Annotated in this window: 10 protein-coding genes; 8 read left to right on the top strand and 2 right to left on the bottom strand. The window is 64.2% G+C overall.

Annotated features, from left to right (window positions below; all coding sequences use genetic code 11):
* Positions 1-6: 6 nt before the first annotated feature.
* Entirely contained in the window at positions 7-753 is a 747-nt protein-coding gene (locus BC443_RS10890; RefSeq protein ID WP_071231852.1) for a DUF481 domain-containing protein, read from the top strand.
* A gap of 151 nt (positions 754-904) precedes the next feature.
* Here the strand turns inward: BC443_RS10890 and BC443_RS10885 are convergent, their stop codons facing one another.
* Both BC443_RS10885 and rpmE read right to left on the bottom strand, forming a co-directional pair.
* A complete protein-coding gene (locus tag BC443_RS10885; RefSeq protein ID WP_071231851.1) occupies positions 905-2,173 on the bottom strand; it encodes a malic enzyme-like NAD(P)-binding protein in 1,269 nt (422 codons plus the stop codon).
* Positions 2,174-2,524: 351 nt separating this feature from the next.
* A complete protein-coding gene (gene rpmE / locus BC443_RS10880; RefSeq protein WP_071231850.1) occupies positions 2,525-2,740 on the bottom strand; it encodes a 50S ribosomal protein L31 in 216 nt (71 codons plus the stop codon).
* 204 nt (positions 2,741-2,944) lie between these two features.
* Here rpmE and BC443_RS10875 point away from each other — a divergent pair, with 204 nt between their 5' ends.
* The 7 genes from BC443_RS10875 to ubiE all read left to right on the top strand — a co-directional run bounded on the left by BC443_RS10875 (position 2,945) and on the right by ubiE (position 11,758).
* On the top strand, positions 2,945-5,194 hold the full coding sequence (locus BC443_RS10875; RefSeq protein ID WP_071231849.1) for a primosomal protein N': 2,250 nt from the start codon (positions 2,945-2,947) through the stop codon (positions 5,192-5,194).
* Positions 5,195-5,538: 344 nt separating this feature from the next.
* Positions 5,539-7,224: an arginine--tRNA ligase gene (gene argS / locus BC443_RS10870; protein WP_071231848.1), complete on the top strand. Its 1,686-nt coding sequence runs from the start codon at positions 5,539-5,541 to the stop codon at positions 7,222-7,224.
* Between the two features lie 3 nt (positions 7,225-7,227).
* Positions 7,228-7,932 carry an SPOR domain-containing protein gene (locus tag BC443_RS10865; protein ID WP_071231847.1) on the top strand — a complete coding sequence of 235 codons (705 nt, stop codon included), beginning with the start codon at positions 7,228-7,230 and terminating at the stop codon, positions 7,930-7,932.
* A gap of 360 nt (positions 7,933-8,292) precedes the next feature.
* Positions 8,293-8,811 carry an ATP-dependent protease subunit HslV gene (gene hslV / locus BC443_RS10860; RefSeq protein ID WP_071231846.1) on the top strand — a complete coding sequence of 173 codons (519 nt, stop codon included), beginning with the start codon at positions 8,293-8,295 and terminating at the stop codon, positions 8,809-8,811.
* Positions 8,812-8,826: 15 nt separating this feature from the next.
* Positions 8,827-10,203 (top strand): ATP-dependent protease ATPase subunit HslU, encoded by a 1,377-nt coding sequence (gene hslU, locus BC443_RS10855; protein WP_276232373.1) that lies wholly within the window; start codon positions 8,827-8,829, stop codon positions 10,201-10,203.
* 146 nt (positions 10,204-10,349) lie between these two features.
* Entirely contained in the window at positions 10,350-10,733 is a 384-nt protein-coding gene (locus BC443_RS10850; protein WP_071231844.1) for a DUF971 domain-containing protein, read from the top strand.
* A gap of 278 nt (positions 10,734-11,011) precedes the next feature.
* Complete coding sequence (ubiE, locus tag BC443_RS10845) at positions 11,012-11,758, top strand: bifunctional demethylmenaquinone methyltransferase/2-methoxy-6-polyprenyl-1,4-benzoquinol methylase UbiE (protein ID WP_071231921.1); 747 nt, start codon at positions 11,012-11,014, stop codon at positions 11,756-11,758.
* Positions 11,759-11,763: the final 5 nt, after the last annotated feature.

The raw sequence follows: 11,763 nt of genomic DNA, 5'->3' as shown, positions 1-11,763 counted from the left end.
AATATCATGTCCCTGCCTAGTTGCCGTTGGTGGCTGTTGACCACCTGCCTGATGGCATCACCGTCATATGCAGAGCTTTTCTACGCACCGCCGGCGCCGGAAGAGAACGCCCCCAACTTCAGCGGCAGTGCGGAACTCGGTTATACGAAGTTGACCGGCAACGCCAATACCCAGACGCTGCTCGCCAAGGCTCGCCTGACCTGGCTGACCGGGCGCAACACCCATACGTTCCGCGCCGAAACCCGCAGTGTCCAGGACAACGACGACACCACCTCCGAGCGGTATCTGGTCGGTGCCCGTGAACGCTACGAACTGGAGAACAACAACTACCTGTTCGGCTTTGCGCGCTGGGAGCGCGACCGGTTCAGCGGCTACGACTCGCAGCTCACCACTATCGCCGGCTACGGCCGTCAACTGCTGACCGGGCCGACGCATACGCTTTCCGCCGAAGTCGGCCCGGGCTATCGTCACGACGCCTACGCGGCCGGCGGTAGCGACGACCTGACCCTGGCCTACTCGGCACTGGACTACACCTACCACTTCAGCGATGACATCTCCTTCGACCAGGAGCTGTCCGCGGAAGCAACGCATATCAGCGTCACGACCCGTTCGCTGTCGACGATCACCTCGCAGTTGAACTCCCACCTCGCGCTACGCGTCTCCTACGATGTCAGGAGCAACACGCACCCGCCGCCCGATGCCGAAGCGCGCACCGATACCACGACATCGGTATCGCTTCTCTACAGCTGGTAACGAGCCACGAGCCACGAGCCACGAGCCACGAGCCACGAGCCACGAGCCGCAGAAGTGTAGCGAGACAGCGTGGAAGACCTGCACTGGATGCCACAAACGACGATGCCGCCCCTGTGGGCGGCATCGTCGTCTGGAGATGACAGGCTCGCGATCAGCCGTAGATCTCCTTGACGCTCTTCAGCGGGTAGTGCGCGGGATATGGCTTGCGTGCCACGCCGGATTCCACCGCAGCCTGGGCGACGGCCGCCGGAATCTTCTCGAGCAGGCGCGAATCCACCGGCGTCGGGATGATGTAGCCGCGACCGAACTCCAGCGAGTCGAGCTCGTAGGCATCCAGCACTTCCTGGGTCACCGGCTCTCGCGCCAGATCCTTCAGGGCATGAACGGCCGCGATCTTCATCTGCTCGTTGATGGCCGTGGCCCGGACATCCAGCGCACCCCGGAAGATGAACGGGAACCCCAGCACGTTGTTGACCTGGTTGGGGTAATCGGAGCGCCCCGTACCCATGATCACGTCGCTCCGGGTCGCCCGCGCCACGTCGGGGTGGATCTCCGGGTCCGGATTGGAACAGGCGAAGACCACCGGGTTCGCGGCCATCTTCTCGAGCTGCTCGGGCTTGAACAGGTTCGGCCCGGACAGACCGACGAAGACATCGGCGCCTTCGATGGCGTCGTCCAGCGTACGCAGCGGCGTTTCGGTCGCGAACTGCGCCTTGTATTGATTGAGATCGTTGCGGCCGCTATGGATGACGCCGTTACGATCCAGCATGAAGATATTCTCGGCCTTGGCGCCACATTCGATGAGCAGCTTCATGCAGGCAATGGCGGCGGAACCGGCCCCGAGACAGACGATGCGCGCTTCGGCCAGCGTCTTGCCGGCGATATCCAGCGCGTTGAGCAACCCTGCCGCGGTCACGATCGCGGTACCATGCTGGTCGTCGTGGAATACCGGAATGCTGCAGCGCGCCTTGAGCGCCGCCTCGATCTCGAAGCACTCCGGCGCCTTGATGTCTTCCAGGTTGATGCCGCCCCAGGTATTGGCGATGTTGGCCACGGTATCGATGAAAGCCTGGGCCGAGTCGGCCTCGACCTCGATATCCACCGAGTTGATGCCGGCGAAGCGCTTGAACAGAACGCCCTTGCCTTCCATGACCGGCTTGCTCGCCAGCGGTCCCAGATTGCCCAGCCCCAGAATGGCGCTGCCGTCGGAAACGACGGCTACCAGGTTCCCCTTGCCGGTATAGAGGTAGGCGTTTTCCGGATCCAGCGCGATTTCCCGGCACGGTTCCGCCACGCCGGGACTGTAGGCCAGCGCAAGATGCTTGGCGGAGTTGGTCGGCTTGGTCAGCTCGACCGACAACTTACCCGGAATCGGCTTTGCGTGGTAATCGAGCGCCGCCTGTCTCTTATCGTCACTCATGAGGATTTTCCAAAGACAAATGATGGGAATTTTCGACAGTGTCTTGCCTGAAGTCGGATCAGATTATAGAAAAAACCCACCCCACACAACTTTTGCCCATTTTCTGCCTTTCGCGAATTTTAAGCGCCTGTTTGAACCACTTGGGTGCATTTGGCGACACTTATATCTAGAGCCTCAGCCATAAAACATTCCTTATCCATCTCTTCGGGGCAGTCGATAAATCCGATGCCCCTTATCTTTTAAAACTTAACCCTTGCCTTTTAAAACTTAAAAAGCCATCGAGCGGGCACAAAAAAGCCCGCCATCAAGGCGGGCTTTTCGACAACCAATCGGTTGTAGCGAGACGCGCTTTTAACCGCGACGCACTGCAGCACCGAAGCGCTTGTTGAAACGCTCGACGCGGCCACCGGTGGTCGCCTGCTTCTGCTTGCCGGTGTAGAACGGATGACACTGCGAGCAGACGTCGATGTGGAAATCTTCGCTGGCCGTGGTGCCGATCGAATGGGTCGCGCCACAGGAACAGGTCGCCGTGACTGTCTTGTATTCGGGATGAATAGACTGTTTCATCGTGAAGCCTCGCTTTGCGGTGTACCGCCACCTGATCTCTTGCCAGGCACCGTACACGGATAGGGAATCGCGGTTCACTCCCGCGCGACCGGCCCGCCTGGAATCCCGTAGTCGGCATCGCCAGGCGATGATCGCACCACGGATAAAAGACGAACCCTACGTCGGAAGGCGGCGTATTTTAGCAGAACTCTTCATGGAGGCCAATTGGCAGATTCCCGTATCGCCCCCGAGAGCGCATCAACGCCTCCTCGGATTCTTCGCGTTGCCGTTCCTACGCCGCTGAGGCGACTTTTCGACTATCGCCCCGCCGGTCAACCGCCCGCAGGCGGGTGGCGACCGGGGCTGCGCGTCAAGATCCCGTTCGGCCGGCGCCACCTGGTCGGGGTCGTGATGGAATGTACCACGCACAGCGAACTGCCCGCCCAGCAGCTCAAGCCGATCACGGAGCGCCTCGACGACGAGCCACTGCCGGCGGACTGGCTATGGCTGTGCCAGTTCACCGCCCGCTACTATCAGCATTCGCTGGGCGATACGCTGCATCATGCCCTGCCCGGCCCGCTACGCCAGGGACGGCCGCTCGAGGCCCGGGTTCGCGAACGCTGGAAACTGAACGCCTCGGAAGCCCTCGCCCTCGACGCGCTAGGCCGCGCGCCGCGCCAGCGTGAACTGGTAAAGCTCCTGGCCCAGCATCGCCACGGCATGATCACCTCCGCGATAACCGCACAAGGTTACACCCGTGCCCAACTGCAGGGGCTGCTCGACAAGGCGCTGATCACCTGCATTCGGGAGCCGCTGACCGCCGGCGAAGGGTGGTCGGGAGCGCTGCTGGCCGAACCCGCCCTGCCGCTCAATCGCGAGCAGTCGGCAGCGTTGGCCGCGTTGCACGAAGGGCTGGACCGCTTCCACCCCTGCCTGCTCCATGGCGTTACCGGCAGCGGCAAGACCGAGGTCTACCTGCAACTGATCGAAGGCGTGCTCGGACAGGGCCGCCAAGCACTGGTACTGGTGCCTGAGATCGGCCTGACACCGCAGACGCTATCGCGCTTTCGCAAGCGCTTTCGTGCGCCGGTGGTGGCACTGCATTCCGGGCTTACCGACCTGGAGCGGCTGGATGCCTGGGAGGCCGCCCGCAGCGGACGCGCCCCGATCATCATCGGCACCCGCTCCGCCATCTTCACGCCACTGGCGCGGCCCGGCGTGATCATCGTCGACGAAGAGCACGATGGCTCGTTCAAGCAGCAGGACGGCCTGCGCTACCACGCCCGCGACCTGGCCATGGCCCGCGCGCAACGCGACGGGGTGCCGATCCTGCTGGGAAGCGCGACGCCATCGCTGGAAACGCTGGCCCAGGCACGCAGCGGCCGCTACCGGCACCTGTGCCTGACCCAGCGCGCCAGTCGTCATGCCCCGGCCAAGCTGGAGCTGGTCGATCTGCGCGGCCGCCTGCGCCAGGGCGGCCTGATTCCGCCAGTGATCGATGCCATCCGCCAGGCACTGAAAGCCGAGGGGCAGGTACTGGTCTTCATCAACCGGCGCGGGTTCTCGCCTTCGCTGGCCTGCCACCAGTGCGGCTGGATCGCCGAATGCCGCCACTGCGACTCGCGCATGACCCTGCACCGCCAGCCGCCGAGGCTGGTCTGTCATCACTGCGAACACCAGACGCCGCAACCGGACGCCTGCCCGAGCTGCGACAGTGCGGACCTGAGGCCGCTCGGCGCCGGAACCGAACGCACGGAGGAAACGCTGACCACGCTGTTTCCGGACGTCCCGGTCTATCGCATCGACCGGGACAGCACGCGACGCAAGGAAGCCTTCGACCAGTTGCTGACCGAGATCCGCCGCGGCGAACCGGGCCTCCTGGTGGGCACCCAGATGCTGGCCAAGGGCCACCATCTTCCCCACGTGACACTGGTCGTCGTGGTCAATGCCGACGCCGGCCTCTACGCCAGCGATTTCCGCGCGCTCGAGCAGAGCGCCCAGCTACTGGTACAGGTGGCCGGACGCGCCGGGCGGGCGGACCGAGCCGGCCGCGTGCTGGTCCAGACGCTGCATCCCGACGACCCGAACCTGCGTTTGCTGGCGGATAGCGGCTACGACGCGCTGGCCTATCAGATGCTGGAAGAGCGACGCCTGGCCGGGCTGCCGCCCTATCGCTATCTGGCCTTGGCGCGTTTCGAAGCCACCCGCGAGGAAGACGCCCGCGAGACCGCAGACGCGGCCGGTGATGCCGTACGCGCCTGGCTTGCCAAACGTCGTCTGGCAGTCCACTGTCTCGGCCCCGTGCCGGCGCCCATGGAACGGCGCCAGAACCGGTATCACCTGCAACTGATGCTGTCGGCGGAAAAACGCAGCGCCCTGCACGAAGCCGGCGCCTGGCTGGTCGGCTGGCTTGAGAACGCCGCCTCGCGACGCGTCCGCTGGTCGCTGGATATCGACCCGATGACGTTGAGCTGAAGCCGCGAGCCGCGAGCCGCGAGCCGCGAGCCGCGAGCCGCGAGCCGCGAGCCGCGAGCCGCGAACACGATCCTCGCCAACTCACGAAGTTCGCAATCCCTTTCTCGAAGCTCGAAGCTCGAAGCTCGAAGCTCGAAGCTCGAAGCTCGAAGCTCGAAGCTCGAAGCTCGAAGCTCGAAGCTCGAAGCTCGGTGGTTAGGGTTTAAAGCCATGCCGCAATCACCGATAATGGCTGCCTTTTTCCCGCGTCGTGACGGCAGGTTCACGACGCCCAGATCCGCGGCACCCCGCGCCGGGTCGGGCCGAGAGCCCCAAGCCCAGGCCCCACGACTACGAAGTAACCCATGAAAGAGACGATTACAGAACTGCTCGAAGCCGCCATCGCCAAGCTGCAGCAGACAGGCGATCTACCGGCAGACGTGAGTCCGGCAATCAAGGTCGACCCGACCCGCGACAAGGCCCATGGCGACTACGCCAGCAACCTGGCGCTGGTGCTCGCCAAGCCGGCCGGCTGCAAGCCGCGCGACCTCGCCGACAAGTTGGTAGCCGCGATTCCCGAGAACGACGCGATCCGCAAGACCGAGATCGCCGGGCCGGGCTTCATCAACTTTTTCGCCGCGACCGATGCCATCGCGGGCATCGTCAGCCAGATTCTGGATGCCGGAGACACCTTCGGGCGCAGCATGATCGGCGCCGGAGAAAAGGTGCAGGTCGAGTTCGTCTCCGCCAACCCGACCGGGCCGCTTCATGTCGGCCATGGCCGTGGCGCCGCCATCGGCGACTGCCTGTGCCGGGTGCTGGAAGCCACCGGCTTCGACGTGACCCGCGAGTTCTACTACAACGACGCCGGCGCCCAGATCAACAACCTGATGCGCTCCGTGAAGGCCCGCGCCCTCGGCCTCGGCCCCGACGACGAAGGCTGGCCCGAGGACGGCTATCGCGGCGATTACATCAAGGATGTCGCCCAGGCCTATCTGGCCGGCGAAACCGTGACTGCCGACGACCGCGAAGTCACCGCCAAGGCCGATCCGGAAGACGAAGATGCCATCCGCGCCTTTGCCGTGGCCTACCTGCGTCGCGAACAGGATCTCGACCTCAAGGCGTTCGGAGTCGAGTTCGACGTCTATTTTCTGGAATCGTCGCTATATGCCGAAGGCCGGGTCGAAGAGACGGTCGAAGCGCTGGTATCCGGCGGGCACACCTACGAGGCCGACGGCGCGCTCTGGCTTCGCACCACCGACTTTGGCGACGACAAGGATCGGGTGATGCGCAAGAGCGACGGCGACTACACCTACTTCGTGCCCGATGTCGCCTATCACTACAACAAGTGGCAGCGCGGCTTCACCACCGTGATCGACGAACAGGGCGCCGACCACCATTCGACCGTCACTCGCGTGCGCGCCGGCCTGCAAGCGCTGGAAGCCGGCATCCCGCAGGGCTGGCCGGACTACGTGCTGCACCAGATGGTGCTGGTGACCCGCTCCGGTGTCGAGGTCAAGCTCTCCAAGCGTGCCGGCAGCTACGTCACGCTGCGGGATCTGATCGACGAAGTCGGCCGCGATGCCACGCGCTACTTCCTCGCCGCACGACGCGCCGACTCCCAGTTGACGTTCGATATCGATCTCGCACGGTCGCAGACCAACGACAATCCGGTCTACTACATCCAGTACGCCCATGCCCGCGTCTGCAGCGTGCTGCGCAAGGCCGAAAGCGACGATCTCGCTTTCGACCACGCCATCGCGATGGCCAATCTGGAGCGTCTCGATGCCCCCCAGGAGAAGGCGCTGATGAATCGTCTGGCGCGTTATCCCGATGTCGTCGAGCGCGCCGCCCGCACCCGCGAGCCGCATCAGATCGCGCAGTATCTGACCGAGCTCGCCAGTGACTTCCACACCTGCTACAACGCCCAGAAAGTCATGGTAGACGATGCCGAGCTGCGTAACGCACGCCTGGCACTGGGTCTGGCGACACGCCAGGTCATCGGCAATGGATTGGCGCTACTCGGCGTCAGCGCCCCGGAGGAGATGTAAGACATGGCACGCCGCCCCGCTCAGAACAGCCGCCCGTCCCCCTCCCGTTCTTCGCCCAAAGGTGCAACGACGAAGGCTCGCCCGCGCCGATCCGGCAGCAGTCCAGGCGGTGGTCTCGGCGGCATTCCGGGGTGGCTGTGGGCGATTGCCGGCCTGATCGCCGGTTTCGCCCTGTCGCAGTATCTGGACCGCTCCTCGCCGGAGCCCGTCGCTGCCGTCGTGCCTCGCCCGACCTCCACTCAGACCAGCGGCGGTAGCGAGGGCCAGCAGAGTGGTGGCAACGCCGATGCCGGCGACAGCACTGCACAACAGCCGGCCACGCCGACGTTCGAGTTCTACACGCTGCTGCCGGAAACGGAAGTCATCGCGCCCAGCAGCGATAGCTCGTCGCCGGAGCCGACCGCCAAGGCGACGCAGGAAGCCGCTGCCGACGACGCCGCGAACCAGACCAAGCAGCCGACGCCCAGCGGTGGCCGCTATGTCCTGCAGGCCGCCTCGTTCCGGGATCTTGGCGATGCCGAGCGCCTGGCCAACCGGCTCAAGGACTTCGGCCTGCTGGCCAAGATCACCGATGTCCGCGCCAACGGCGATCAACTGTGGCACCGGGTTCAGGTCGGCCCCTACGAGGACAAGCGCGAACTCTCGCGTGCCCAGGACCTGATGGTGACCCAGGGCATCGAGCCGCTGCTGCTGCGCCTGCAGAACTGAGCCCCGCAGGCGAGACGTCTGCAACGTCGCGAGCACGAGACAGAACACGGCCGGCACTCTTCGCCGGCCGTTACGCCTTCGCGGTTTTCCCTCCTGTCTTTCTCCCCTGCGTCTCTCCCCCTATCATTCTTCCCGTCTTTTCCCGTCTTTTCCCTTCTTCTGCCCTTTGTGTTCTGCCCCTCTGTGCCTCGCCGCTTTCCCGCCGTTGCTCGCCGATGGCTTGATTTCCGAAGGTCCTGCCCGCACTTGATGATTCATGCTGCATCGCGTCGTACCCGTCATCCTTGATTCGGACGCGATGACACCGGTTTTTCGGCGCCGTCGGCCAGACTTGACGGCGCGCCATTGGGAGTTAATTGCATGACCACAATCGTATCCGTGCGCCGTGGCGATCAGGTTGCCCTGGCCGGCGATGGCCAGGTGTCGCTGGGCAATACGGTAATGAAAGGCAATGCCAGCAAGGTTCGCCGCCTCCATCGCGGCCAGGTTCTGGCCGGTTTCGCTGGCGGCACCGCCGACGCCTTCACCCTGTTCGAGCGCTTCGAGGCGCAACTCGAAAAATATCAGGGGCATCTGACCAAGGCCGCGGTCGAGCTGGCGAAGGAGTGGCGCACCGACCGCGCGCTGCGCCGCCTGGAAGCGATGCTGGCCGTCGCCGACAAGACCGCCTCGCTGATCATTACCGGCAACGGTGACGTGGTGGAACCCGAGCGCGGCATCATCGCCATCGGCTCCGGCGGCCACTTCGCCCAGGCCTCGGCGCGGGCACTGCTCGAGAACACCGATCTCGGCGCACGCGAGATCACCGAGAAGTCGATCAACATCGCCGCCGACATCTGCGTCTTCACCAATCACCAGATCACGCTCGAAGAGCTGTAACGAGGCCCCATTCCCATGTCTCAGACTCCTTCCCAGGAAACCGCCAGCATGCAGCCGGCGCTGACCCAGTCTTCGATGACGCCGCGTGAGATCGTCCATTCGCTCGACCAGTACATCATCGGCCAGCACGACGCCAAGCGTGCCGTCGCCATCGCGCTGCGCAACCGCTGGCGCCGGATGCGTCTCGACGAGAACATGCGCGGCGAGATCGTGCCCAAGAACATCCTGATGATCGGCCCGACCGGCGTCGGCAAGACCGAGATTGCGCGGCGGCTGGCCAAGCTGGCCGGCGCCCCCTTCCTCAAGGTTGAAGCGACCAAGTTCACCGAGGTCGGCTATGTCGGCCGCGATGTCGAATCGATCATCCGCGACCTGATGGAAATGGCGATCAAGATGGTCCGCGAGCAGGCCAAGACCGAAGTTCGCCACAAGGCGCAGGATGCCGCCGAGGATCGTATTCTCGACGCCCTGCTGCCGCGTCCGCGGGGCAGCGAGTACGATGCCGGTCGCGACGACTCCTCCACCCGTCAGGTTTTCCGCAAGAAGCTGCGTGAAGGCCAGCTCGACGACAAGGAGATCGACATCGAGGTGACGCCGGCCAGCCAGGGGGTCGACATCATGACGCCGCCCGGCATGGAGGAGATGACCAACCAGCTCCAGAGCCTGTTCGCCAACATGGGCAAGCAGAAGTCCGAGACGCGTCGCGTCACGGTCAAGGACGCCTGGAAGCTGCTGCAGGACGAGGAAGCCGCCAAGCTGGTCAACGAGGAAGAGATCAAGCAGCGCGCGCTGGAAGCGGTCGAACAGAACGGGATCGTGTTCCTCGACGAGATCGACAAGGTCGCCAAGCGCGGCGAATCCGGCAGCGGCGGCGATGTCTCCCGCGAGGGCGTCCAGCGTGACCTGCTGCCGCTGATCGAGGGCTCCACCGTCTCCACCAAGCACGGCATGGTGCGTACCGACCACATCCTGTTCATCGCCTCCGGCGCCTTCCACCTCTCCAAGCCGTCGGATCTGATTCCGGAACTGCAGGGCCGCCTGCCGATCCGGGTCGAACTGACGGCGCTGACGCCGGACGATTTCAAGCGCATCCTGACCGAGCCGTCGGCCGCGCTGACCAAGCAGTACCGGGCACTGCTCGGCACCGAAGGGCTGGATGTCCAGTTCACCGAAGACGGCATTTCCCGCATCGCCGAGATCGCCTGGCAGGTCAACGACGGCACCGAGAACATCGGCGCCCGACGCCTGCATACGGTAATGGAGCGACTGCTCGAGGAAGCCTCGTTCCAGGGCGGCGACTTCGCCAGCCCGCTGGTCATCGATGCCGACTATGTCAATGACAAGCTCGGCGAACTCGCCGTGGACGAAGACCTGTCGCGGTATATCCTCTGACGAGGAGCCGCGAGCCGCGAGCCGCGAGCCGCGAGCCGCGAGCCGCGAAACGATGACCGCCGCTTGTCGCATCGACAAGCGGCTTCACTCGAAGCTACTCTCTATCGCGCCCCAACTCCGGCGCGGTCGAAGCTAGGAGTCTTCCAATGCCTGCCCCCGTTCCCAACCGCGTTCACTACCACAAGGGCGATCGCGAGCTCGAGCTTGGCTATCCCGATGGCGAAAGCTATCGCTTGCCGATCGAGTTGCTGCGCGTCTATTCGCCTTCGGCGGAAGTCCAGGGTCATCACCCCAGCGAAGCCGTGTTGCAGACGGGCAAGCGCAATGTCGGTCTGCTGGATATCTCCCAGGCCGGTCGCTACGCGTTGAAGCTGCATTTCGACGACGGACACGATACCGGGCTTTACACTTGGGAATATCTCTACGACATGGCGACTCATCGGCAAGCCTGGTGGGACGACTATCTCGCCCGACTGCAGCGCGCCGGTGCTTCGCGCGAGGCCAGCGTGATCCAGATCCATCAGGTCTGATGCCAGACCCTTGAGCGTGACGGCGGCCAACGGGCCGCCGTCTTCTTTTTGGTGCGTCATGATGCGCAAAGACAAGTTTGTTGGTGCGTCATGATGCGCAAAGACAAGTTTGCGACCAGACGCTACAATGCGGACTCGGTCGATTCACATCGATTTACCCCGGCCGCGAGCGCGCCTTTCGCACCTGCTCGAGCCGCCTGGCAGCACACCGCCCAGACAGCGACATCACCGCCCCAATGGCGCACGATCGCCGCTCGCGTCATCTCGGAGAAAAGCACATGGACAAGCGCACGACCGACTTCGGCTACGAGAAAGTAGCGATCGACGAGAAAGCCGCCCGCGTGGCGGACGTCTTCCACTCGGTGGCCGCGCGTTACGATGTCATGAACGACCTGATGTCGTTCGGTATCCATCGTCTCTGGAAGCAGTTGACGCTCGAGCGCAGCGGCGTTCGCCAGGGCCACCGCGTTCTCGACATCGCTGGCGGCACCGGCGATCTGACCCGACAGTTCGCCAAGCGCGTAGGACCCAGTGGCCGCGTCATTCTCGCCGATATCAACGAATCCATGCTGCGCGTGGGACGCGACAAGCTGATTGATCATGGTGTCGGCGACAACGTCAAATACGTGCAGGCCAACGCCGAAAGCCTGCCGTTTCCGGACAACAGCTTTCACTGCATCACCATCGCCTTCGGCCTGCGCAACGTCACCGACAAGGACGCGGCGCTGCGTTCGATGACGCGGGTTCTCAAGCCCGGCGGTCGCCTGCTGGTGCTGGAGTTCTCCAAGCCGGTCAACGGCCTGCTGTCGAAGGCCTACGACCAGTACTCCTTCCGCCTGCTGCCGCAGATGGGCCGACTGGTCGCCAACGACGCCGACAGCTATCGCTATCTGGCGGAGTCGATCCGCATGCATCCCGATCAGGAAACGCTCAAGGGCATGATGCAGGCTGCCGGTCTGGAGCGCGTCGAATATACCAACATGACCGGCGGCATCGTCGCGCTCCACCGCGGCATCAAGCTCTGAGGGCT

The sequence above is a fragment of the Salinicola sp. MIT1003 genome, assembly GCF_001858555.1.
GTDB lineage: Bacteria > Pseudomonadota > Gammaproteobacteria > Pseudomonadales > Halomonadaceae > Salinicola > Salinicola salarius.
This window is presented reverse-complemented; position numbering and strand designations above follow the sequence as displayed.